Raw genomic sequence first — 24182 nt, forward strand, 5'->3', positions numbered from 1 at the left:
GCTCGCTCTGGCGGGTTTTCGCTGTCGGTAATGAATCATCGGCTATTTCGTTGCTGGTCAATATAAGATATTGCTTTGCGTTAAACGTAATTCGATGTTTTTGAGGGTAGGGGATTGATTTGGGTCGTTCTGCGGATATGACGCCGCCCTTGCGTTGGCGGTTGGGTGTTGCTGGTAGCGTGGCGTTGGCCGTGCTGCTTGTTGACCAGCTGACCAAGCTTGCGGTTCGTGCCGTCGGCGATGCTCTACATGTGACTGTTATCCCCGGTGTGATCGACTTCCTTTTCGTGCGTAACATCGGTGCTGCCTTTAGCATGGGCGAGGGACATGGCCTCGCGTTTGCCGTGCTGGCGTTTGTCGTTATCGTTGCGATCGCGGTGTACTTGCTTCGCGCGCCCCAGCTTGCTCGCTTTGAGGTTGTGGGCATGGCTATGGTCGTGGGCGGCGCCATTGGCAATGCGATCGACCGTCTGGCTTTTGGCTTTGTGACCGATTTTATTGCCACCACCTTCATCGACTTCCCCGTCTTCAATGTGGCCGATGTCGGCATTACGGTCGGTGTGGTGCTTGCCCTCATCGGCTACATGTTCTTGAGTCCTGCGGCCCGTGAGGTCGACGCGACCGCCGAACTCAACGCCCGTGACGAGGCCCGCGCTAAGCGCAAGGCCCAGCAGCGTGGGGAGCGTGCCCGCAAGATTCGCGAAAGGAGCGAGCGCTAATGGCCGACATCCATATCCTTGTTGCCGACGATGCCGCTGGTCAGCGTCTTGACGCCTATCTGGGCGCTAATGACGGCTGCCCTACGCGCTCTGCCTGCGCGCATCTGATCGAGGGCGGTGCCGTTGCCGTCAACGGCGAGACATGCCTGTCAAAAAAGTATGCCGTGCGCTCCGGCGACCGTATTTCGGTCGATTTGCCCGAGCCGCACGATCCCACCGATGTGATTCCCGAGGCCATTCCCCTCGATATCCGCTACGAGGACGACTACCTCATCGTGCTCTCCAAGCAGCGCGGTCTGGTGTGCCATCCCGCCCATGGCCACGAGAGCGGCACCCTTGCGAACGCCTTGGTCTATCACTGTGGCATTGACCATCTGGGCACCGTGCAGGGCGAGGACCGCCCCGGCATCGTGCATCGCCTGGATCGTGACACCTCGGGCCTTATGCTCGCGGCAAAAGACGACGACACCCAGCGCGCGCTCCAGAATCTCATCCGCACGCGCACGCTCGACCGCCGCTACATTACGCTCGTCCACGGCCACATTGCCATGGACGAGGGCACCATTAACACCGGCATTGCCCGTTCTACGCGCGACCGTGTCAAGATGGCGGTTTCGGACGATCCTTTCGCGCGCCAGGCCATTACGACCTTTAGGGTCCTCGAGCGCTTCGATTCCACGCGTTTTGACGATGGCTATACGCTCGTCGAGTGCCACCTGTTTACGGGTCGCACGCATCAGATTCGCGTGCACATGCGCCATATCAACCACGCCTGCGTGGGCGATCCGCTCTACGGTAAGTGCGATGCGCGTGCCGACCAGGGTTTGACCAGGCAATTCCTCCATTCCTGGCGTGTGGCGTTCGATCATCCCGTGACGGGGGAGCGCATTGAGTGCCGCGATGAGCTGCCGTGGGATCTCGCCGCCGTTCTGGATGACTTAGCCCCGCGCTCGCTCGGCCGCACTGCCGCCGGCGACGAAATCGTTCCGCAGCTCGGTCTGCTCGAAGCCTAACCAGTATTAGGTGGTTTCTTGAACTCGGTTAGCCTACGGTAAGATATACGGTTGTTTACGTAACGCGTTCTCGGGAGCCTGCATGCTCGCCTTTTTACAAACTAACACGCCCATCGTGATCTTTAACCAGATTGTGGTTACGCTACTCACGGTCTGCTTTCTGTACCAGGTGGTCTTCTTTGTCATTGGCGCTCTTCGTGGCGAGGTCGCGCCTCCCAAGGCCAAAAAACTCCACCGCTATGCCTTCTTTATCGCGGCGCATAACGAGGAGGCCGTTATCGCCAACCTCGTTCGCTCCATCAAGGACCAGGATTATCCGTCCGAGCTTATCGAGGTCTTCGTGGTCGCCGATGCCTGCACCGATAATACGGCGCAGCTCGCGCGCGAGGCGGGCGCCATCGTTTATGAGCGCAACGACCTGGCCCGCAAGGGTAAGAGCTGGGTCATGGACTTTGGTTTTGACCGCATTCTTAACGAGTATCCCGATACCTTTGAGGGCTACTTTATCTTCGATGCCGACAACGTTATCTCCCGCGATTACGTCTCCAAGATGAATGACGCCTTTGACCAGGGCTTCCATGTGGTCACAAGCTACCGCAACTCCAAGAACTTTGGCAGCTCGTGGATCTCGGCTGCCAACGCCACTTGGTACCTGCGCGAGGCGCGTTTCCTTAACAACGCGCGTAATATCTGCAAGACGTCCTGTGCCGTCTCGGGTTCGGGCTACCTCATCTCCGCCAGTGTTATCGAGGGTATGCACGGCTGGCAGTTCCATACGCTGACCGAGGATATTCAGTTCACCACGTTCTGCGCTATTCACGGCATTCGTATTGGCTATGCGCCGGCGGAGTTTTTTGACGAGCAGCCGGTGACGTTTAAGGCGTCCTGGAAGCAGCGTATGCGCTGGACCAAGGGCTTCTACCAGGTGTTCTTTACCTACGGTAAGCATCTGGTCAAATCGACGTTCCGCTATCATCGCTTTGCCGCATATGACATGTTTATGACGATTGCCCCTGGTATGCTGTTATCGCTGATTTCGATGCTCGCCAACGCCACGTTCCTGATCGTCGGTGGTCTTTCGCATGGCTTTTTGGCTACCGAGGTTGAGATGCAGGCTTGTGCCGCCTCGCTCATTATGACCTTCGCGATGATGTATCAGACCTTCTTTATCCTGGCGCTACTTACGACCATCTTCGAGTACAAGCACATTCATTGTGCGCAAAAGTGGCGCCTGGTGACCAACCTGTTTACCTTCCCGATCTTTATGTTCAGCTATATCCCCATCACGGTGGCTGCGTTGTTCCTGAAGGTCGACTGGGTCCCGACGCAGCATGCCGTCAGCGTTACCCTCGACGAGGTCATGCAGGGTGCTAAATAACCACCACCAAAACCACCACGAAGGGGACAGGCACCTTTGTGGTGGTTTTTGCTTTTGAGTGACTGCCACGGGAGGTGTTCAATGGTCTATATTCCCTTTTGGATCTGCGCCTTTGCCGGTGCGGTGATTGATGTCCGTGAACGGCGGTTTCCCAACGCGCTTGCCGCCGCATGCGCCGTGGCGGCGTTTGCAGGCGTTTGGCTGGACAGGGGCTTGAATACGGCGCTTGACCACGCCGGTCCTGCCGTTATCGTGTACCTTTCCCTTGTGCTGACCGAGTCGCTTTGGCGGCGTTTCCGCCAGGCCCCCGGCATCGGCATGGGGGATGCCAAGGCGCTTTTCGCGCTTTGCACGCTCGACCCTCTGGGCGGCATCGTGGCATTTGCCGTTGCGCTCCTGGTCCTGGCCCTCTCCTGCCTCTTCACAAAATCGCGCTCCCTGCCATTGCTCCCGTTTTTGGTGCCGATATTTGCCATAATCGAGGTCGTGGGCTGGACATTGTAACCGATTGCGCATCCTTTTTAAGGAGCATGCCATGGCAACTAATCAAGAAACGGCCGTCATTAAGGCGCGCATGGACCGTATTCCCTCGGCGTTGTCGCCCGAACTTTTCGAGCGCATTGCCACCGATCGTGCTTCGGGCTATGTTAACCCGTATCGTTGCAACGACGATCAGGTCATTCGTCGTATTGATCGCGCCTCCGACAAAGGCACGCTTATGCGTCCGGCGTTTATGCGCGATACCGAAAAGATACTTCATCTTCCGGCGTACACTCGTTATGCAGGCAAAACGCAGGTCTTTAGCTTCCGTAGCAATGACGATCTGTCACGCCGCGGTTTGCACGTGCAGCTTGTCTCCCGCATTGCGCGCGATATCGGCCGCGCCCTGGGCCTCAACTGCGATTTGATCGAGGCGATTGGCCTGGGCCACGATTTGGGCCACACGCCCTTTGGCCATGCCGGCGAGCGTTTCCTCAACGATATCTATCACGAGCGTACGGGTCGTTATTTTTTCCATAACGTGCAGTCCGTCCGCGTGCTCGACGCGCTGTACGGCCGCAACGTGTCGCTCCAGACGCTCGACGGCGTGCTGTGCCATAACGGCGAGTACGAGCAGCGTGTCTTTGAACTCTCGGACATGGCGTCGTTTGACCAGTTCGACCGTACCGTCGAGGACTGCATCGCCACGGGCTATGGCGCGATCGAGCACCTGCGCCCCATGACCCTCGAGGGCTGTGTGGTGCGTATCTCGGATATCCTCGCCTACGTCGGTCGTGATCGTCAGGACGCCATTGCGGCGGGCCTGCTGTCGCCCGACGCTTTTGACGATGGTCGGGGCGGCGCCTATAACAGCTGGATTCTCACGCACGCTTCCATCGATATCGTTGAGCATAGCTATGGCAAACCGCGTATCGAGATGAGCGAGGACCTGTTTGAGGAGATCCGCCGGGCGAAGCGCGAGAACTACGAGAAGATCTATAGCAAGGGCGGTATCGAAGGCGATTCCGAGGCAGAGTTGCGTGAGGCCTTCGAAAAGCTCTACGACCGTTGCCTGCAGGATCTAAATAAAGGCGACGAGTCCTCTTACATCTTTAAGCATCATGTTTCGCGCATTGAGCAGCAGCTTTCCTACTACGATCGCACCTATGCTTGGCAGGACGACAAGGATCAGGCCGTCGTCGATTACATCGCAAGCATGACGGATGGTTATTTCTGCGAGCTGACGAGCAAATTGTTCCCAGGTCTAAAGTTTCCGCACCGCACCTATATTAACGAACGGTAGTTCGTATCCTTTCGGTATACTGTTGGTCAACAACGATTTTGATTAATGCACGGGATGGCTATGGACGACCTTTTTTCTGCTTCGACGCGCGAGCGCTCCTTTAAAAATGCGCCGCTTGCGGTGCGTATGCGCCCCAATTCGCTCGACGAGTATGTGGGTCAGCAAAAGGCCGTCGGTAAGGGCTCGTGGCTGCGCGCCGCGATTGAGCATGACGTGCTGTCGAGCGTGATTCTTTACGGCCCGGCTGGCACGGGCAAGACGACGCTGGCCCACATTATCGCCAACCATACCAAGAGCGAGTTTGTCGAGGTCAGCGCCGTGACGGGCACTGTGAAGGACCTGCGCCGCGTAATCGATGAGGCTAAGACCCGTCTGAACACCTACGACCGCCGCACCATTCTGTTTATCGATGAGATCCATCGCTTTTCGAAGTCGCAGCAAGATGCCCTGCTGCATGCGGTCGAGAACCGCACCGTCATTATGATTGGCGCCACGACGGAAAACCCGTACTTTGAGGTCAACTCGGCATTGCTCTCGCGTGGGCGTGTGGTAGAGCTTGAGCACCTGAAGGACGAGGATATCGCCATGCTCATTGAGCGTGCGCTCGAGGCGCCGCAGGGTTTAAACGGTAAGTTCTCGGCCGATGAGGATACAGTCAAGACCATTTGCACGCTGGCCGCGGGTGATGCGCGCTCGGCGCTCACGACGCTCGAGCTTGCGAGTGAGATTGCCGTTACGCGTCCCGATACTGAGGGAACGCCAGCGCCGGCGGCGGGGGAACGCTATCCCATTACCGTGGATGACGTGAAGATCGCCAATCCGCGTCGTGGGTTTTCGTATGACAAAAACGGTGATATGCACTACGACATTATTAGCGCGTTCATCAAGTCCATGCGAGGCAGCGATCCCGATGCCACCATTTATTGGCTTGCGCGCATGATCGATGCGGGGGAGGATCCCAAGTTTATCGCTCGCCGCATTATGATTCAGGCTTCCGAGGATGTTGGCAACGCCGACCCGCAGGCGCTTTTGGTGGCACATGCCGCATTTAAATCTGCCGAGGTCATTGGCTATCCCGAGTGCCGAATTAACCTGGCTCAGGCTGCACTCTATGTGTGCTTGGCGCCTAAATCCAACGCGTGCGAGGCTTCGATCGATGCGGCGCTGGCCGATATCCACAGCAGTGGTCTTCGCGAGGTGCCCAGCTACCTGCGCGATCGTCACCGTCCCGGCAGCGACGAGTACGGTGTATACAAGTACCCGCACGATTATCCCGAAGGCTGGGTCGATCAGCGCTATTTGCCCGAGGGGTTGGAGCGCGGCGCGTTCTGGCAGCCTGCCGGCCGCGGTTGGGAAGAGTGGCGTGTGGAGCAAAGCGAGCGCGACCGTAGCGGCAACGCTCCCAAGTAGGCCATTGGCGCCTCGCGCATTCCCTTTGGGTATCTTTGCCCTTCTTTGGGGTACCATGAAAAACGTCTGTATTTCGATTCCTTCGGGAGGCTTGTATGAGTCCCATTCAAATCGCCCTGCTGGTGCTCGCCATTGCCGGCGTGTGGGCCGTCGTTGAGCTTGCACTCACACTGCGCAAGACCCGCACCGTCGTCGACTCGCTCGACAAGACGGTGAGTGACCTCAATAATACGCTCGCCGAGGCACAGCCCGTGGTGGCAAAGCTCGATGGCGCCGTTGACGAGCTTACGCCGGCACTTGCCCAGATGGAGCCGCTCCTCAAGTCGAGCAAGACTGCCGTTGACGCCCTGACGTCTAACCTCGTTGAGGTTGAGGCGGTCGTTCGCGACATCTCCGAGGTCACGGGCAGCGTGGCCGAGGCCAGCAATGCCGTATCGAGCGTGACTGATTCTGCTGCTGGCGCCGTGCAGAAGCTCTTCAATAAGGTGAAGGCTCCTGCAGCCGACGCCGATCGCAAGCTCGCCGCTGCCGCCGCCGAGGCCGAGCAGCCTACTGAGCGCGTTCTGATTGGCGATGACGATGCCGCTGCTGACGACGATGATGTTCAGAAGCCCGCAGCCAAGCCTGCTCAGTATTACACCTATACGCCTGCCGAGACCTCCGAGGAGTCCTGCGATGAGTAGTGAAGCAACCTGCCCCATCACGCTGAGCGTTGCCGGTGATCCTCGTCTCGCGCGCTTGGTGCGCATGACGGCCGCCAACGTCGGCGCCCTGTGCTCTATGTCCGTCGATCGCATCGAGGATATCCGCATGGCTGCCGAGGAAGCCTTCATCTTTGGGTGCACCGCGGTCGACTGCGACGACATCACGATCAATTTCGATGTGGACGAATCTCACGTCGGCATGACCTTTACCTTTGGGGAACAGGCCACCGTCGACGAGGATGACCAGGCTACTGTGTATGCCGAGCTCATTCTTGCAAGCGTGTGCGATTCCTACGAAAAGACTGCGGCGCCCCTAACGCTTTCCCTCGACCTCAAGGCGGATATCTAATATGACCGAACGTTCCCGGAGCGGCAAGACCGCTTGGGACAAGGAGAAAACCCGCGAGCTGTTTCGTCGTTATAAGGAGACCGGTGATCCGGATGCCCGCGAGCAGCTCGTCATGTCCCATATGAATCTGGTAAGGTTTCTTGCCAACAAATTCAAGAACCGCGGCGAGCCGCTCGATGACCTTTTGCAGGTCGGCTATCTGGGCCTGCTCAAGGCTATCGACCGCTTTGACCCTGAGCGCGGGCTCGAGTTCACGACGTTTGCCACGCCCACCATCTTGGGCGAGATTAAGCGCCACTTCCGCGACAAGGGCTGGAGTGTGCGCGTGCCGCGTCGTCTGCAGGAGCTCTCGGCCAAGGTCAACCAGGCTACCGATAAGCTCACCAACGAGCTGCAGCGTTCGCCCAAGGTTGAGGAAATCGCCGATTACCTGGACGTGACCGTCGACGAGGTGCTCGAAGCCATGGAGTCGTCCTCGGCCTACACCTCGGTGCCCATCGAGGCCCCCGGTGCGTCCGATTCCGATGATGCGCCTTCGATTCTCGATCGCTATGCCGACGACGACAACGAGCTCGACTTTACCGATGACCGCCTGGTAATCGAGGAAGCCATCCGCGATTTCTCGCCGCGCGAGCGCGAGGTTATCGAGCTGCGCTTCGTTAAGGGCATGACCCAGATCGAGATTGCCAAGAAGCTTGGCATCTCGCAGGTGCAGGTCTCGCGCCTGCTGCGCCGTACCCTTAAGAAGATTCAAGATAAGATTGACCCCGACGGAGTGATGATTCGTTCATGAGTGAGCACCCCCAACAAATCGACCGCACGCTTCGCGATACCCGCATTCTGACGCTGCGCATTTGGGGCGTCGTCGGCTGCATTGTCATCGCTGCCGTCATCTTTAACCTTATGGGCATCCTGGCACCGGTCATCGAGTTTCTCGCTGTCGGTTCCATCATCGCTTTTGTGATGTCTCCGATCACCAACTGGCTCGAGCATCATGGCGTCGGACGTGGCCTCGGTTCGCTCATCGCACTCATTGTGGTTGTTGCCGTGCTCGTCGGCGTCGTCTGCATCCTATCGCCTATTTTGCTCGGTCAAATCATGGAAGTTCTGAGCCGCCTGCCCGAGCAGCTTCGTGTTGCGGGTGGCGATCTCAACGAGATGCTCTCGCACGCTAAGACGCTCAACAACACGCCGCTCAAGGAGTATCTGGACGACAATCTTTCTTCGCTGGTTACCGTAGCGTCCAAGTACGTCTCGCAAATCGCTGCTGAGCTCGGCCGCGGTGTGTTCCCGCTCATTACCAACACGGCCTCGCAGCTGTTCGTCATCTTTCTGGGTCTGGTGCTTGCCTACTGGCTTGCCTGCGATTATCCCCGCATGCACCACGAGGTCTGCACCATCATCGGGCAGGAAAAAGAGACCTCGTACCGCTTTATGGTGGCCATCCTTTCGCGTTCGGTCGGCGGCTACATGCGTGGCATGGTCATCACATCGATCTGTGGCGGTTTTCTTGCTTTTATTGGTTTTACGATCATCGGCCATCCGTATGCAGCACTCATGGCTATCTTTACCGGCATTATGCACCTGGTTCCGGTTGTCGGTCCCTGGGTGAGCGCGGCGATCGCCACGGTGCTCGGTTTTATGTTCAGCCCTATGCTGGCGTTATGGACGCTTGTCGTGACCATGGTGGCTCAAAACGTCACCGATAATGTCATTTCGCCCAAGGTCATGCAGAGCTCGGTGCAGGTACATCCCGTCATGAGCCTTACGGCCCTCGTTATCGGTTCGGCACTCATGGGTCCCATCGGCATGGTTATCGCTATTCCGCTGTGCGCGGCCCTCAAGGGCATTTTCGTCTACTACTTTGAGAACGAGACCGGGCGTCAGCTCGTGGCATACGATGGCGCCGTGTTTAAGGGCACGCCGTATCGCGATACCGAGGGCAACCCGGTCGCCGCCTACGACGCGCTTGGAGACGATACGTTCATCTATGAGTCCGAGCTCATCGGCAACGAGACGGCACCCGAGGCCAAGGCTATGCCCAAGCCCGAGCTCGATAATCCCTGGATCAAGCTCTCGGGGCTTCAGCCCGACGCGACAGGCTTTTTCAAGAACCCCTTCGCCAAGGATGACGATTCCAATACGGACGACGACACCAAAACCGGCATCGACGGCTCCATGGACGATTCGGATTCCAAATAGGCCCTGTTAGCGTTTCTTGATGTTGTAAATAACAATAAACGCGATCAAAGCGATTGATAAGGGGCCAGCCACATAGAAAAAGATGGCGTCAATTGCGCTTAGGGTGTAATACGCTTTATCGCCAGATGTTACTGCGTACAATGCGTAGCCAAATCTCGGCTGGTTCACATACCAGCTCGAGTAAGCGAAGATTGCTAAAAGGGCTACCGAGGTTAGTGCATTCACGACAAACCGTTTGCTATTCATCGATCGCTCCTTCCGGACGATTCTTATATGCAATTATACCGAAATCATTTTTTTCAAAGTATTTGACAGACCTAAATAACGTGCACTTTCGCTGGAGGGTCGCCGTTTGGCGGCCCTCTTTTTTGCACAGGCGCGGTGGGATGGTAATATCGTTACGTTTGAACTGTTTCGATGTGAAACCGAGGAGATTCCCTCTATGAGTGCTGACTACCCGTCAATGACTACGGCCGAGATTCGCTCCAAGTTCCTCAACTTCTTTGAGGAGCGCGGTCTTAAGCTCTATCCTTCTTCGTCCCTCGTCCCCGACGATCCTTCGCTGCTGCTTGCCAACGCCGGCATGAACCAGTTTAAGGAGTACTACCAGGGCAAGAAGACCATGAAGGAGATCGGCGCGATCTCCTGCCAGAAGTGTGTCCGCACCAACGACATCGACTGCATCGGCGAGGACGGCCGTCACCTGTCCTTCTTTGAGATGCTCGGCGACTTCTCCTTTGGCGGCGTCTCCAAGCAGCAGGCCTGCGCTTGGGCCTTTGAGCTCATCACCAAGGAGTTCAAGCTGCCGCTCGACCGCCTGTACTTCACCGTCTTTACCGAAGACGACGAGACCCACGACGTGTGGCGCTCTCTGGGCGTTGCCGAGGATCACATCTCCCGCCTGGGCGAGGACGACAACTTCTGGGCCGCTGGCCCCACCGGCCCCTGCGGTCCGTGCTCCGAGATCTACTTTGACATGGGCGAGGAGGTCGGTTGCGGCAGCCCCGACTGCAAGCCTGGCTGCGACTGTGACCGCTTCCTTGAGTTCTGGAACCTCGTGTTTACCCAGTACGACCGCCAGGAGGACGGCTCCATGCCGGAGCTGCCGCACCGCAACCTCGATACGGGCATGGGTCTGGAGCGCATGGCCGCCATCATGCAGCACAAGACCGCTAACTACGACGGCGATCTGATGCAGCACCTCATCAAACTCGGCGAGGAGATCAGCGGCAAGACCTATGACGCCGACGATTACTCCGGCGCCAGCCGCTCCCTGCGCATCATCGCCGACCACTCCCGTGCCGTCGACTTTATGATCTCGGACGGCATCCTACCCGGTAACGAGGGCCGCGAGTACGTCCTGCGCCGCCTGCTCCGTCGTGCCGTGTTCCACGGTCGTCTGCTGGGCATCGAGGGCGCCTTCCTGACCAAGTTTATCGACGAGGTCAACGCTCAGATGGGCGAGGCTTATCCCGAGCTGCTCAAGAACGTCGCGCTCGTTAAGGGCATCGTCGCCTCCGAGGAGGAGCGTTTCTCAACGACGCTCGACAACGGCCGCGTTTACCTGGACGAGGCCCTGGCCGCGCTCGCCGACGGCGCTGTCCTTCCGGGCGATGTTGCCTTTAAGCTTCACGACACCTTTGGTTTCCCCATTGACCTGACTGTCGAGATCGCCGGCACCGCCGGTCACGACGTCGACATGGATGGCTTTACCGCTTGCATGGAGGACCAGAAGGCCCGTGCCCGCGCCAACGCTAAGGGCGATGCCTGGGGTAGCTTTAACGACGTGTGGGTCGAGCTTTCCGACAAGGTTGCCGCGACCGAGTTCGACGGCTATGACAACGACGTCATCGATGGCGCCAAGGTTGTCGCCATCGTTCGCAACGGCGAGTCCGTCGAGTCCGTTGCCGCCGGCGAGGACGTCGAGGTCGTGCTCGACCGCACCCCGTTCTATGCCGAGATGGGTGGCCAGCAGGGCGACGCCGGCAAGCTTTCCGCCGAGGGCGTTGCGCTGACCATTTCCGATACCAAGAACCACAACGGCCTGTATGCCCACGTCGCCCACGTCGCCGAGGGCACGCTGACCGTCGGTGCTACCGTGACCGCCGCGCTCGACGCCGAGCGCCGTGGCTTCCTGCGTCGCAACCACACCGCCACGCACCTGCTCGACGCCGCGCTTAAGCAGGTCCTGGGCGAGCATGTCTCCCAGGCTGGCTCGTTGGTGACGCCCGAGCACCTGCGCTTTGACTTCACGCACTTCGAGGCCCTGTCCTCCGAGCAGCTCAAGGCTGTCGAGGACCTGGTCAACCAGCAGATCTTCGCTTCCAAGCCGGTCGTGACCCGCGTCATGGGCATCGATGAGGCCAAGGCCGCCGGTGCTGTCGCCCTGTTTGGCGAGAAGTACGGCGATGTCGTCCGCGTTGTCTCCGTGGGCGCCGAGGATCAGCCGTTCTCCCGTGAGCTCTGCGGTGGTACGCATGCCGCCAACACTGCCGAGATCGGCCTGTTCAAGATTATTTCCGAGTCCTCCACGGGCTCGAACGTCCGTCGTATCGAGGCCGTGACCTCCAAGGGCGCCCTCGATTACATGGCCGACCGCCTGGCGCTCGTTGACGCCGCTGCCGCTGCGCTCAAGTGCCGTGTGGATGAGGTTCCCGCCCGCGTGGAGAACCTGCAGGCCGAGCTGCGCGAGACGTCCAACAAGCTCAAGAAGGCACTCACCGGTGGCTCCTCCGACGCTATCTCTGGCGCCATCGAGGGCGCTGTCGAGCTGAACGGCTACAAGCTCGTCGTCGCTGAGCTTCAGGGTCTTGAGGCTGCTGACCTGCGCAATGTGTGGGATACCGTGCACCAGAAGGTTGCCGGCCCCGTCGCCTGCGTCGTTGCCAGCGTTACCGAGAAGGGCACCCCGGCCCTGCTCGCCGCCGGCTCCGATGACGCCGTGAAGGCCGGTTTCCACGCCGGCAACGTGATCAAGCAGATCGCGGGCCTGGTCGATGGTCGCGGTGGCGGTCGTCCCAACATGGCCCAGGCCGGTGGCAAGAATGCTGCCGGTATCGCCGATGCCCTCGCGGCCGCCAAGACCGCGCTCGGCGCCTAAGAACCTAAGTAGTCGCTGTGGTCGCGCTCGCACTGGACATAGGGGAGACCAGGATTGGCATTGCCGTCTCGAGCCGTGATGGCAAGATGGCGATGCCTGTCAAGGTGCTTCCGGCTGCCGAGGTCACTGGTATGGCAAAGACGTTTCGCTACCTGGTCGAGGACTATGAGCCCGATATCCTGGTAAGTGGACGTCCCTTGACCATGGCCGGTGAGCCCGGCCCCCAGGCCGAGCGCGTCGCCGCAGTGGCCCAAAAGATTGCCGACGAGCTCGAACTTCCGCTGGAGTTTGAGGACGAGCGTCTGTCCTCGCAGGAGGCCAAGCGAATCCTGCGCGAGCAGGGACTCAACGAAAAGCAGATGAGGGGCAAGATTGACATGATCGCCGCCAGCCTGTTCTTGCAGACATGGCTCGATCGTAAAAACGAGGAGGTTTCGCATGCCTAGCGCTTCCGATCCGCGCCAGCAGAATCGTACACGGCAGCCTGCGCCGCGCCCTGCTCAGCCTGGCCAGCGCCCGGCGCAGCCGACGCAGCGTTCGGCTCAACCTGCTCAGCGTGCCGCTCAACAGCCCGCAGCTCGTCCCGCGCAGCCCGCTGGCGGCGCTCGTTTTAAGCAGCAGGCTCCTGCCCAGCGCACGCAGGGGCAGGCCCGGCAATCACGCCCCCACGCACATCATGCTCATGGCTCGCACGGCGTTGCTCCGGCCACGCGCTCGAGCTATAACACGCATGCCCGCCGTGGCGTCCAAAAGAAAAGCTCTCCGGTGCCTATGATTATCGGTGGCGTCATCGCCGTGCTTGCGCTTGTCGCGATCGTTTTCTTTGTTGTGCCGGCCGTCAAGGGCTTCTTTGCCGGCGAGGATGCGAAAGTCGCTGCTGGCCAGCAAGTTACTATTACGATTCCCGATGGCGCCTCGGGTGATGCCATCGCTTCGATTCTCTCCGAGAACCATATCGTCGAAGACCCCAAGGATTATTACGCGGCGGTCAAAAAGCTCAATGCCGATATGTCGCTTAAGCCTGGCACCTACTCGTTTACCACGCTCATGGACGCGACCAAGGTTGTTCAGCAGCTCATGGAAGGCCCCAATGCGGGCTCCGATGCACTGACTATCCCTGAGGGCCTGACGGTCGACCAGGTCGCCGATCGTGTGGCCGCGGCATACGACAGCATTTCTAAGGAAGATTTCCTTAACCAGGCCAAGGCGAGCAATTATGTGAATGATTACGCTTTCCTTAAAGACGCTGCAAACGATTCACTCGAGGGCTTCCTATTCCCCAAGACCTATTCGTTGGGTAAGGACCCTTCTGCCGATGATGTGATTCGCGCCATGCTTGACCAGTTCAACACCGAGTACAAGTCGCTTGACTTTGCGAGCTGCGAGGCCAAGATCAAGGAGCGCTATGGCGTGGAGATGTCCGATTACGACATCGTTAACCTTGCCTCGATCGTCGAGCGCGAGGGCCTCAACGCCGATCAGCGCGCGCATGTGGCATCGGTTTTCTATAACCGTCTGGCTGGCAAGCTCGATGGCCTGCGTTACCTCAATAGCGATGCGACCATGATGTATGTCACCGGCGGCGAGGTTACCGCCGACGACCTGCAGAGCGATAGCCCGTATAACACCTATAAGCACGAGGGCCTCCCGCCCACGCCCATTTGCTCTCCGTCGCTCGAGGCGCTCAAGGCCACCCTTGAGCCGACCGACTCCGATGACCTGTATTTCTACATTACGCAGGACGAGGAGTATTTCTCGAAGACCTACGAAGAGCACCAACAGTCTTGGAATTGATCATGAGGATTTTTAGCCCCAAACGATATGTTGCCTCAGTCGACCGCGTCGACCTCGATACCCTGTGGGCCGACGGCAAGCGCGCCATTCTACTCGACCGCGATAACACCCTGGTGCCGCGCGATACCGAGCAGGTTCCCGCTGCGGTTTCAGCTTGGCTCGAAGCCGCCCATGCTAAGGGCTTTAAGCTTTGCATGGTGTCCAATAACTGGCATCGCGACCAGGTCATGGCATCGGCACGCGAGCTGGGGCTCGAGGCCATCAGCCACGCCATGAAGCCCGCCCCGTTTGCCCTGAAGGCGGGTCTTAAGCGTCTGGGCGCCACGGCCGACGAGGCCGTGCTGATCGGTGACCAGCTTTACACGGACGTGTGGAGCGGTAACTTTGCCGGCGTTGACACTATTCTGGTCAAGCCGCAGGCAACCCAGGACCTGTGGTACACGCAGATCTTCCGTATCTTTGAGCGCCGGGCCCTGCGCGACCTTCCCTGCGAGGAATAGGTTTCGCCATGTCTCAGCACATCAAACACGGCTGCGACCATATCTTCTTTATCGGATTTTTGGGCGCGGGCAAGTCGACGCTTGCGCGCAACGTGGGCACTATGTTCAAGCGTCGATTCATCGATACCGATCGTTTGGTTGTGCGTCGATGCGGCAAGTCGGTGACCGAGATATTTGAGACCGAGGGCGAGGATCGTTTTCGCGAGCTCGAGACCTCGGCACTCCGTTCGCTTCAAAGCGAGCGCAGCCTGCTGGTATCGTGCGGGGGTGGCATCGTCGAGACGCCGGTGAACATTGAGCTGATGCACGAGATGGGTACCTGTGTGTACCTCGAAGGTGACTTTGAGGACTCGTTGCGCCAGATTCGCCGCTCCGATACCCGGCCCGATTTCCGCTCGCCCGAGCACGCTGCGCGCCTGTTTGAGCATCGCCGTCCGCTGTATCGCCGGGCCGCCGATATTACCCTTGATATTCGCAACAAGTCCTTCGAGGACGTTTCCTACCTTTGTGCCGAGATGCTTTTGGAGCGTGGACTGCTATGATTCGCCGTCAACTTATCAATTTCCAAAACCGCAGCGTCGATGTCCGCGTCGGATTGGGCGCGTTCGAGGAGCTGCCGCGCATGTTTGCCTCGGCTGTGGGGAAGCCCAAGCGCGCGATGGTGGTTTGGAACGACGCCACATCCGAGCGATTTGGCGAGGCTGTCGAGCATGCACTGGTTGACGCCGGTTTTGCCGTGTCGCTGCTCGTCCTCGAGGTTTCACCTGCTGGTGCTACGCTGGCCGATGCCGATACCGTCTTTGGCGCCCTGTCGGCTAACGGCATTACCTGTGACGATCTCGTTGTCGCTGTCGGCGACACGGCGACCTGCTCGGTCGTTTGCTGGTGTGCCAATCAGTGGTGCGGTCGCACCGAGTGCGCATTGCTGCCGATGACGTTCGACGCCATGCTCACGGTCGCGACGACCATGAAGCCGCTTGTCGCCTCGTCGGCGCATGCGCTTCCCGCTATCGCGTTCCGTCCCGAGCCGGGCTTGGTCGTGTGTGACCTCGACCTTGTACGCGAGGCGGACCCCGAGGACCTCAAGCTCGGCTATGCGGTACTTGTTGGCACCATGCTTTCGAGCAGCAAGTCCCGCTGGAATCAGTTTACCGAGACCATTCCCGAGATTCTCGCGGGCGAGGAGGTCGCGCTCGTCAATGCCGTTCAGTGGTCTCAGACTGCCCGTAAGGACGTACTGATGGCCACGAACCCGAGCGCCCGCCATGCGCTCGATTTTGGCAAGACGGGGGAGCGTACCCTGCGCGCTTGCTTGGGCTATGCCGCTTCGCAGGTCCCTGCCTACCAGCTGTTGTCCGAGGGCATGCGCTTTGAGGCGCGCCTAGCACATGATGCCTGCGACTTTGATATCGATTACGTCTTTGAGGTCGATGACTGCCTGGAGGACTTTGGTATCGAGGAGCTTGCCTTCGATCTGGAGCCTGCTGCATATATCGAGGAGTTCCGCAGGCAGCAGTTTGTCCGCTCGAACCGCAGCATGTTGCCGCTGCCCGCGGCACTCGGCGCCATTCGTCTAACGAGCGTTGAGGACGAGGTTCTTGAGCGCCATGCTCACGCCTACTTGGCTTCTCGCAAAGAACTTCTCTAAGATTTATTGACATCCATCGTCTTTCGTATCATGTTGAGGGACGGGTTTTCAATCGGTCGCGGATCGCAAGCGATTCCGTCGTTCGGTTGAGACCCGTCCCGCACTTTTAGAGACAACAAGAAAGGAATCTGCATGTCAGAGTTTGCTGCCGGCCCTGCCGGTCGTATCGAGCGTGTCCGTACCCTGATGGCTGAGCGCGGCTACGACGCTATCGTGGTTCGTGACGAGGCCAATCTTCGTTGGCTTACGGGCGTGAAGGGCGTCTTTGATTACACCTTCGAGTTCCCGCACGCGGCGTTTATTACGGCTGACCAGTGCCTGTTCCATACTGACTCGCGCTACCTCAACAGCTTTGAGGAGAACACGCCCGCCGGCAGCCCCTGGGTCTACGACATGGACGAGGGCATCATCCCCGGTTGGGTCGCCGGCAAGATCACGGCCAACAAGTGCCGCGTCTGCGCTGTCGAGGACGACATGCAGATCAACTTCTACCAGGGTATTCAGCGTGGCCTGGAGGATCGTTCCGTCGCCTGCATGCTGCCGCTGATGCATGACGACATTCGCAAGATGCGCGCCATCAAGGACGCCGAGGAGATCGAGCTCATGCGCCATGCGCAGTCGATTACCGACGCCGCCTTCCAGCACATGCTCGGATTTATTAAACCCGGCATGACCGAGAAGCAGGTTCGCAACGAGCTCGAGAACTTTATGTTCGCCAACGGAGCAGACAGCCTGGCCTTCGGCTCCATCGTGGCGAGCGGCCCCAATACCGCCAACCCGCATGCCGTCCCGAGCGACCGCGTGATCGAGAAGGGCGACTTCGTTCTCATGGATTATGGCGCGGGCTACTGCGACTATCGCTCCGATATGACGCGTACCGTCGTGATGGGCGAGCCCACGCCCGAACAGCTCGACCTGTACGCGCTCGTGCGCCGCACCCACGAGGAGTGCGTCGCCGCCATCCATCCGGGCGTCGAGGGCAACGACATTTTCAAGCTTTCGAAGAAGATCATTGGCGATGCCGGCTATGGCGATTACTACAACCATGGTCTGGGCCACGGCGTGGGCATTGACATCCACGAGCTGCCCAACTTCAACCGCAGCAAGAATATCATCGAGGTCGGCTCGGTTATCACCATGGAGCCCGGCGTGTACCTGCCCGGTGTGGGTGGCGTGCGCCTGGAGGACTACGGTGTGGTCACCGAGAACGGCTACGAGCCCTTCACCAAGACGCCGCATGACCTTCACGTCATCGATTGTTAGCCCATTTCGATAGATTTTTGGGGCGGGGCGTCCGGATCGATTCGGATGCCCCGCGTTCTCTTTTTATGCGCTCGCTGCAGGCGCCGTCTGCAAGTGTATAATTTCGCTCGTATGTAATTTGGACGCTTGTGCGTTCTGCCCATAACAAGAAAGGTCGCTATGCCTACCATTTCTACCGCCGACTTCAAGAACGGCCTCGGTCTCCGCATCAAGGACAAGGTCTACACCATCGTCGAGTTCCAGCATGTCAAGCCGGGCAAGGGCGGCGCGTTTGTGCGCTACAAGACCCGCGACATCAAGAGCGGCCGCGTCGTCGAGAACACCTGCAACGCCGGCACTAAGTTCGAGAGCGTCATGCTCACCACCCGTGAGTTCCAGTACCTCTACAACGATGGCACCGACTACATCTTTATGGACAACGAGTCCTATGAGCAGGTTCCCGTTCCCGAGGACATGGTGGGCGAGAACTCCAAGTGGCTGCGCGAGAACGACATCTGCCAGCTGCTCTTCGCCGACGATGAGCTCATGGGCGTGACCCCGCCGATGTTCATCGAGACCACCATCGTCCAGACCGACCCGGGCTTTAAGGGCGACACCGTCCAGGGTTCCACCAAGCCGGCCACGATCGACACCGGCGCTGTCATCCAGGTCCCCATGTACCTCAACGAGGGCGAGGTCATCAAGGTTGACACCCGCGACGGCAAGTTCGTCTCCCGCGTCTAGCAACCAACTCTTCTAGGAGGACTCATGCCCCAGGAAATCAAGATTGACGGCATCGGCATTTCGCCCGATGTTCTGACCGCCATCGTCTCGCGCGCCGTGTCGGATGTCGAGGGCATCGCCTCCGTTGGCGTCAAGGACCTTGCCACCAACCTTGTCTCCATGATGCTCTCGTCCAAGGCCCCGGCTTCCGAGCCGGCGGTCGAGGCCGAGGTCGTCGGCGACAAGCTCGCACTCACCGTGCGTGTCGTGGTGTTCTTTGGCTATCCGTTCAAGAAACTCGCCGAGGCCGTTCGCGCAGCCGTGGTCGCCGCCATCGATGCCCAGGTGGGCGTCGAGGTCGAGCGCGTTGACGTTTGCATCGACGGCCTCGTTTTCCCCAAGGAGTAACCTTTGAGCCTTAAGGTTTATCGCGGGCGCACGCTTGCCCGCAGTCAGGCGCTGCAGCTGCTGTTCCAGGCCGAGGCCACGGACAGCCCGCTTGAGCGCGTCCTCGAGGGCGATTTCCTGATCTCGAAGGGTCCCCTCGACCCCTATGCGCTGGAGCTTTGTCGCGGTGCCTACGAGCATATCGATCGCGTCGACTGTGCCCTGCGCGCTGTCGCCAAGAACTGGGATCTTATGCGCATGCCCGGCGCCGACCGCAACCTGCTGCGTATCGCCGTCTACGAGATGCGCTTCCTCACCGACGAGGAGGTCTCGGACGCCATCGTGATCAACGAGGCCGTCGAGATCGCCAAAGCCTATGGTACCGACCAGTCCGCATCGTTTGTCAACGGTGTGCTGGGCAAGATTGCTCGCAGCGAGGAGCTGCCGGGCGAGGACCTGTACCAAGAGCTGCTGACCGAGGATCGCGCTCGCGAGGAGGCACAGGCTGCCGAGGCGGCCGCCAAGGTCGCTGCCGCTCAGGCTGCCGCCGGTGTACTTGCCGAGGATCCGGACGCTGCTGAGGCCGTCGAGGCCGACTCCGTCGAGGAGTAGCCATGCCAGAGGGTTCCGTCCGCAACTTCGATGAGATCTCGGATCGCCTGGACCAGATCATCGCCACCGTTCGCTCCAAGGATACGTCCCTGGAGCGTTCGCTCGATTTGTTTGACGAGGCGATTGAGCTTGGTTCCCGTGCGGTCGATATGGTCGACAAGTTTGAGCTGACGCCGCGTGAGGCCGACAAGCTCGAGCAGGAATACGATGAGGATGCGGCAAACGAGTCCCAAGATAGACAGGCTGCATCCCCGGATACGAATGGTTGATGGCATTCATGAAACGCGTGCGTCTCGATGACGAACTGATTTCACAGGGCATCTGCGCCGATCGCGCGGATGCCCTTCGCACTCTTATGGCCGGCTTGGTCTCGAGCGGCGGTGAGCGTTTGACCTCTCCGGGGCTCAAGGTGACGCCGGGCCTGCCGCTGCATGTTAAGGGACGCATTCCGTACGTTGGGCGCGGCGGCCTTAAACTCGAGGGTGCGCTCGATGCGTTTTGTATCGATCCCACGGGCCTTGCCTGCCTGGACGTAGGCTGCTCTACCGGCGGCTTTACCGATTGCCTGCTCAAGCGCGGTGCCGCCACGGTCGTTTCGGTCGATGTGGGCCGTGCCCAGTTTGATTGGTCGCTGCGCCAAGACGATCGCGTGACGCTCCACGAGCGCACCAACGTGACGCATCTGCCCGAGCTCGGCTACGGCGACGCAATCGACCTGGCCGTGTGCGACGTGTCGTTTACGAGCATCGCGAACATCATCGATGCGGTGCTGGCGTGCCTGACGCCTATGGGTTCGTTTTGCACGCTCGTAAAGCCGCAGTTTGAGGCTCCGGCAGCGCTGGTGAGCGAGGGCGGTATCGTGACCGACCCCGCCGTCCGCCGCGATACGCTCGTGGCGGCGATTGAGCTTTTTGCCGTCAAGGGCCTGTTCCCGCTTGACGTGTGCGTGTCGCCCATCCATGGCGCTAAGGGCAACGTTGAGTTTTTCTTGTACGGCACAAGGTTTGTCCCCGGGGAGCGCGCCGACGATGAGCTGCAATCCCAGGTATCGGTTTTGAGCGAGAAAGCTGCAACGCTATGAAGGTCTTTCTGGTTCCCAATTACTACAAGCAAGAGGCGGTCGAGAGCGGCCTGATGCTCGAGCTTTGGCTGACGCGCCAGGGCTATGAGGTCGCATGGGCTGCCGACCAGCGATCGAAGATTCAAAGCACGCCTGATATTGACGGCTCCGATCTGGTCATTACGCTCGGCGGCGACGGTACGCTGCTGCGCGCTGCCCGCATTCTCAACCATCGCGAGATTCCTATCCTTGGTCTTTCCTATGGTCACCTGGGTTTTTTAACTGCTGCGAGCCCCGAGGAGCGCGACATTCTGCAGGTCGTGAGCGACGCCCTGTCCGGCGAGCTGCACGTGAGCCGCCGCGCCACCATCGCCGCGGATATCGTGTCCGTGCGCGAAGACGGCACGAAGGATGTCGTGCGCACGTTTGCCCTCAACGATATGGCACTTACGCGCGGCCCCCTGTCCGATATGGTTGAGTTTGACATCACGGTGTCCGGCCATCATATCGACCGCCTTCGCGGCGACGGTGTCGTCGTTTCGACGGCGACCGGCTCCACCGGCTACGCGCTTTCCGCCGGCGGTCCCATTGTCAGCCCCGATTACACGGGTATGGTCTGTGTGCCCATCGCCCCGCATACCATTCAGGCTCGCGCTTTTTTGACCTCGCCGAGTGATGTCGTCGAGATCTTTATGTCTGATGATCGCCCGAGCGTGCCGGCGATTGCCATCGACGGACAGTTTATTACCTGCGATGGCACGGTTGAGAGCGTGGCCGTGCGTCGCGGTCCCGGCGATGTGCTGCTGCTGGATTACGGCCCCGAGAGCTTCTACAACTCGGTGAGCCGCGTGTTCTACGGAGTGCGTCATGATCGATGAGCTGCAGGTTTCCAACATTGCACTCATCCGCGAGGCGACGTTGGTTCCGAGTGCGGGCCTGACTGTCCTGACCGGCGAGACCGGCGCCGGTAAGACCGCGCTGCTCTCGGCCCTCAAGCTTATTTTGGGCGAGCGCGCGGATTCGTCGACGGTGCGCGAGGGCGAGGCGCTGGCGAGCGTCGAGGCGCGCCTGTTCGACGGTCCGCACGACACGGAGGGGTTCACCGTACAGCGTAGCCTTTCTGCCGAGGGCCGCAGCCGCGTAAAAATTGACGGCCGCATCGCCAGCGTGCGTGAGCTTTCGGAGCGCGTCGGCGTGATGATGGATCTTTGCGGTCAGCACGAGCACCAGCGCCTCCTCGATCCGGCGCATCATGTTGCCATGGTTGATGCCTGGGCTGGTCGCTCTGCGCTCGAGGCGCTCGACCGTTACCGTGCCTGCTTCAAGGCGTCGCGTGCGGCTGCCAAGGAGGTCCGTCGCGTGGAGGAAGCCTCACGCGCGCAGGGGAGTCGCGTCGAGGAAGCGCGTTTCGCCCTCGAGCGCATCGCCGAGGTCGACCCCAAGCCGGGCGAGTATGAGGAACTCGAGGAACTGCTGCCGCGCTCCGAACATGCCGAGGTACTGGTTGCCACAGCTAACGATGCCCATGCATCGCTTGCCGCCGAAGGTGGAGCGCTCGATGCCGTGAACAGCGCCGTGGCCGAGCTTTCCCGTATGGCTACCGTCGATCGCAAACTGGGCGACATTGCCGATGCGCTTTCGGATGCCTGCATCTCCCTTGAGGATAGCGCGAACGAGCTTCGTGCCTATCGCGATGGCGTCGCCTTCGACCCGCGCGAGCTCGCTCGCATGCGCGAGCGGTATTCCGACCTCAAGGGCCTGCTGCGTCAGTGGGGTCCCACCATGGACGATGTTTTTGCCATGCGCAATCGCTCGCAAGAGCTGCTGTCCCTGGTCGATGATGGCGATGAACAGATCAAAAAGGCGCGTGAGGCACTCGGGAGCGCCGAGCGCGAGCTGTTCGCTGCTGCCAAGGCACTTAAGCGTGCTCGCAATACGGCGGCCCCGCGCTTCTGCCACGAGGTCGGCCGCCAGATGGCGCGCTTGGAGATGGGCGCCGCCGAGCTCGTTTGGGAGTCGCGTGATCTTCCGCGCGCCGAGTGGACGCCGGCGGGTCCTTCGAGCTACGAGCTTTTGTATCGCAGCGGTGCCGGCTTGACGCCGCGACCCCTGCGCCGCATTGCGTCGGGCGGCGAGCTCAGCCGCGTTATGCTGGCGAGCAAGGTGGTCTTGGGTAATGCGGACGGTGTCGATACGCTGGTGTTTGACGAGGTCGATGCCGGTGTCGGCGGCTCCACGGCGCGTGCACTCGCGGGCGTGCTGGCAGATCTCTCCGCTACGCATCAGGTGATTGTCGTAACCCACTTGGCGCAGGTCGCCGTCATGGCCGACAAGCATTATGTTGTCAGCAAGGAATTGGGCGATGTTCCTCAGACGCATTTGGACGAGGTAACCGGCGAAGCGCGTACCGCCGAAATCGCCCGAATGTTGAGCGGTGATCAGTCGGAGGCAAGCTTGGCCCACGCAAAGCAGATGCTCGAAGAAGCTCGAGGCTAAGTCGTATCAGCGGTGTTGGTGGGACAAAATAGACTGAAATTTTGTCCCACTTCGCGTTTTACTCTACGACCTTATCCGGTTGGATGAGCTCCTCGTAGTAGCTGATGTGCTCTCGGGCGTCCTCGATTTCGGGCAGCAGGAAGTTGTAGATGACTTCGATGATCATCGTGGCGCTGATCTTGGAGAACGCAAAGTCACCCGTCGTCAGCAGCGCTTCATGGTTGACGGTATTAAAAGTGTAGTCTGCCAGGCGCGCGAGTGGAGACTTGCTGTCGCTGCTGATGACGACTACGGTGGCACCGCAGTCGCGAGCCGCTTTTGCCATGCGATTCAGTCGGCGCGACTTGCCGGAGTTTGAGATGAGCACGATGACGTCACCCGGGCGCAACGTGAGCGCAAAGCCGATAGATGTCTCGCTAATGGTGCTTGCCATGCAGCGCAGGCCCAGCTGCGAAAACTTAAACGTCGCATCGAGCGCGACCGCGTTCGTATTGCCCACAGCCGCAAACTCAATAACCCCTGCATGCTTAAGGGCATGCACAACAGCCGCCAACGTATCGTGGTCGATCCCGTCGATGGTCGCATTAAGCTCGCTCACCTTAGCAGCCAGGATGTTCTTGAGGCTCTGCTCCATATTGTCGAGCGAGACCTCGTCAGTCAGGCCCTCGTTGCGCTGGCTTTCCAAATCCCTCGCCAACGAAAACTGAAAGCTGCGGAAGCTGCCAAAGCCCAGCTTGCGGCAAAAGCGCGAAACCGTCGCCTCGGACGTTGCGGCGGCTCGTGAGAGCTGGGCGGCCGTCAGGCGCGGCGCCTCGGACTGGTGCTCCAATATATAGTCGACAATGCGCTGCTCGGACTCACTGTATCCCTGGTGGGTACTAATGAGGGAAAGTGCGCTCTTGCTACTATCGGTCATGGATGGCTCCTGGTTGGCATGAAAATCTAACTTGATTTGCAATGCCATAGTATACGGGCATTTTCAATTACAAGATACACCTTGCCGTTTCAAGTGTTGATGGTAAACTTTCACTTACCGTTTACGGTTATGAAAGAACCTTTCAC

At 59.6% G+C, this 24182-nt stretch carries 26 protein-coding genes; 24 read left to right on the forward strand and 2 right to left on the reverse strand.

Features of this window, described 5'->3' with window-relative positions:
• Positions 1-119: 119 nt before the first annotated feature.
• The 10 genes from lspA (at position 120) to CHY22_RS00980 (ending at position 9558) form a co-directional block, all read left to right on the forward strand.
• Positions 120-719, forward strand: coding sequence for a signal peptidase II (gene lspA, locus CHY22_RS00935; RefSeq protein ID WP_233502795.1), 600 nt, complete (start codon positions 120-122; stop codon positions 717-719).
• Positions 719-1732: an RluA family pseudouridine synthase gene (locus CHY22_RS00940; protein WP_089571720.1), complete on the forward strand. Its 1014-nt coding sequence runs from the start codon at positions 719-721 to the stop codon at positions 1730-1732. Before lspA ends, CHY22_RS00940 begins: the two co-directional genes overlap by 1 nt.
• Positions 1733-1814: 82 nt before the next feature.
• Positions 1815-3110 carry a glycosyltransferase family 2 protein gene (locus CHY22_RS00945; RefSeq protein ID WP_089571721.1) on the forward strand — a complete coding sequence of 432 codons (1296 nt, stop codon included), beginning with the start codon at positions 1815-1817 and terminating at the stop codon, positions 3108-3110.
• 81 nt (positions 3111-3191) lie between these two features.
• The gene (locus CHY22_RS00950) at positions 3192-3614 is read left to right on the forward strand and encodes a prepilin peptidase (protein WP_089571722.1); all 423 of its coding nucleotides are present in this window, start codon (positions 3192-3194) and stop codon (positions 3612-3614) included.
• A gap of 31 nt (positions 3615-3645) precedes the next feature.
• Complete coding sequence (locus tag CHY22_RS00955) at positions 3646-4893, forward strand: HD domain-containing protein (protein WP_089571724.1); 1248 nt, start codon at positions 3646-3648, stop codon at positions 4891-4893.
• Positions 4894-4953: 60 nt separating this feature from the next.
• Positions 4954-6303: a replication-associated recombination protein A gene (locus CHY22_RS00960; RefSeq protein WP_168170407.1), complete on the forward strand. Its 1350-nt coding sequence runs from the start codon at positions 4954-4956 to the stop codon at positions 6301-6303.
• A 95-nt stretch (positions 6304-6398) separates the two neighbouring features.
• Positions 6399-6986: a DUF948 domain-containing protein gene (locus CHY22_RS00965; RefSeq protein ID WP_089571728.1), complete on the forward strand. Its 588-nt coding sequence runs from the start codon at positions 6399-6401 to the stop codon at positions 6984-6986.
• A complete protein-coding gene (locus CHY22_RS00970) occupies positions 6979-7356 on the forward strand; it encodes an ATP-binding protein (protein WP_089571730.1) in 378 nt (125 codons plus the stop codon). The genes CHY22_RS00965 and CHY22_RS00970 overlap by 8 nt, the downstream gene beginning before the upstream one ends.
• A gap of 1 nt (position 7357) precedes the next feature.
• Positions 7358-8149 carry an RNA polymerase sigma factor SigF gene (locus CHY22_RS00975; protein WP_089571732.1) on the forward strand — a complete coding sequence of 264 codons (792 nt, stop codon included), beginning with the start codon at positions 7358-7360 and terminating at the stop codon, positions 8147-8149.
• Positions 8146-9558 (forward strand): AI-2E family transporter, encoded by a 1413-nt coding sequence (locus CHY22_RS00980; RefSeq protein ID WP_089571734.1) that lies wholly within the window; start codon positions 8146-8148, stop codon positions 9556-9558. Before CHY22_RS00975 ends, CHY22_RS00980 begins: the two co-directional genes overlap by 4 nt.
• A 6-nt stretch (positions 9559-9564) precedes the next feature.
• Here the strand turns inward: CHY22_RS00980 and CHY22_RS00985 are convergent, their stop codons facing one another.
• Positions 9565-9804: a hypothetical protein gene (locus CHY22_RS00985; protein ID WP_089571736.1), complete on the reverse strand. Its 240-nt coding sequence runs from the start codon at positions 9802-9804 to the stop codon at positions 9565-9567.
• A gap of 196 nt (positions 9805-10000) precedes the next feature.
• On the opposite strand from CHY22_RS00985, the gene alaS reads away from it, so the two are divergent.
• The 14 genes from alaS to CHY22_RS01055 all read left to right on the forward strand — a co-directional run bounded on the left by alaS (position 10001) and on the right by CHY22_RS01055 (position 23120).
• Positions 10001-12658, forward strand: coding sequence for an alanine--tRNA ligase (alaS, locus tag CHY22_RS00990; protein WP_089571738.1), 2658 nt, complete (start codon positions 10001-10003; stop codon positions 12656-12658).
• Between the two features lie 17 nt (positions 12659-12675).
• A complete protein-coding gene (gene ruvX, locus CHY22_RS00995; RefSeq protein WP_089571740.1) occupies positions 12676-13104 on the forward strand; it encodes a Holliday junction resolvase RuvX in 429 nt (142 codons plus the stop codon).
• The gene (gene mltG, locus CHY22_RS01000; RefSeq protein WP_233502794.1) at positions 13097-14452 is read left to right on the forward strand and encodes an endolytic transglycosylase MltG; all 1356 of its coding nucleotides are present in this window, start codon (positions 13097-13099) and stop codon (positions 14450-14452) included. Before ruvX ends, mltG begins: the two co-directional genes overlap by 8 nt.
• Positions 14453-14454: 2 nt before the next feature.
• Entirely contained in the window at positions 14455-14952 is a 498-nt protein-coding gene (locus CHY22_RS01005) for a YqeG family HAD IIIA-type phosphatase (RefSeq protein WP_089571745.1), read from the forward strand.
• Between the two features lie 8 nt (positions 14953-14960).
• Positions 14961-15494 (forward strand): shikimate kinase, encoded by a 534-nt coding sequence (locus CHY22_RS01010; protein WP_089571747.1) that lies wholly within the window; start codon positions 14961-14963, stop codon positions 15492-15494.
• Entirely contained in the window at positions 15491-16600 is a 1110-nt protein-coding gene (locus CHY22_RS01015; RefSeq protein WP_089571748.1) for a hypothetical protein, read from the forward strand. The genes CHY22_RS01010 and CHY22_RS01015 overlap by 4 nt, the downstream gene beginning before the upstream one ends.
• Before the next feature lie 132 nt (positions 16601-16732).
• Entirely contained in the window at positions 16733-17863 is a 1131-nt protein-coding gene (locus tag CHY22_RS01020) for a Xaa-Pro peptidase family protein (protein ID WP_089571749.1), read from the forward strand.
• Positions 17864-18022: 159 nt separating this feature from the next.
• Positions 18023-18586: an elongation factor P gene (gene efp, locus CHY22_RS01025; RefSeq protein ID WP_006233983.1), complete on the forward strand. Its 564-nt coding sequence runs from the start codon at positions 18023-18025 to the stop codon at positions 18584-18586.
• Positions 18587-18610: 24 nt separating this feature from the next.
• Entirely contained in the window at positions 18611-18973 is a 363-nt protein-coding gene (locus CHY22_RS01030) for an Asp23/Gls24 family envelope stress response protein (RefSeq protein ID WP_006233982.1), read from the forward strand.
• A gap of 3 nt (positions 18974-18976) precedes the next feature.
• Positions 18977-19564, forward strand: a complete 588-nt coding sequence (nusB, locus tag CHY22_RS01035) for a transcription antitermination factor NusB (RefSeq protein WP_089571752.1) — start codon at positions 18977-18979, stop codon at positions 19562-19564.
• Positions 19565-19566: 2 nt separating this feature from the next.
• A complete protein-coding gene (locus tag CHY22_RS01040) occupies positions 19567-19833 on the forward strand; it encodes an exodeoxyribonuclease VII small subunit (protein WP_089571754.1) in 267 nt (88 codons plus the stop codon).
• An 8-nt stretch (positions 19834-19841) separates the two neighbouring features.
• Positions 19842-20645: a TlyA family RNA methyltransferase gene (locus CHY22_RS01045; RefSeq protein WP_089571953.1), complete on the forward strand. Its 804-nt coding sequence runs from the start codon at positions 19842-19844 to the stop codon at positions 20643-20645.
• The gene (locus CHY22_RS01050) at positions 20642-21502 is read left to right on the forward strand and encodes an NAD(+)/NADH kinase (protein ID WP_035138200.1); all 861 of its coding nucleotides are present in this window, start codon (positions 20642-20644) and stop codon (positions 21500-21502) included. Before CHY22_RS01045 ends, CHY22_RS01050 begins: the two co-directional genes overlap by 4 nt.
• The gene (locus CHY22_RS01055) at positions 21492-23120 is read left to right on the forward strand and encodes a DNA repair protein RecN (RefSeq protein WP_089571756.1); all 1629 of its coding nucleotides are present in this window, start codon (positions 21492-21494) and stop codon (positions 23118-23120) included. Before CHY22_RS01050 ends, CHY22_RS01055 begins: the two co-directional genes overlap by 11 nt.
• 58 nt (positions 23121-23178) lie before the next feature.
• On the opposite strand, the gene CHY22_RS01060 is transcribed toward CHY22_RS01055, so the two are convergent.
• On the reverse strand, positions 23179-24036 hold the full coding sequence (locus CHY22_RS01060) for a MurR/RpiR family transcriptional regulator (protein ID WP_117806188.1): 858 nt from the start codon (positions 24034-24036) through the stop codon (positions 23179-23181).
• Positions 24037-24182: the final 146 nt, after the last annotated feature.

Source organism: Collinsella sp. TF06-26 (assembly GCF_002232035.1).
Classification (GTDB): Bacteria; Actinomycetota; Coriobacteriia; order Coriobacteriales; family Coriobacteriaceae; genus Collinsella.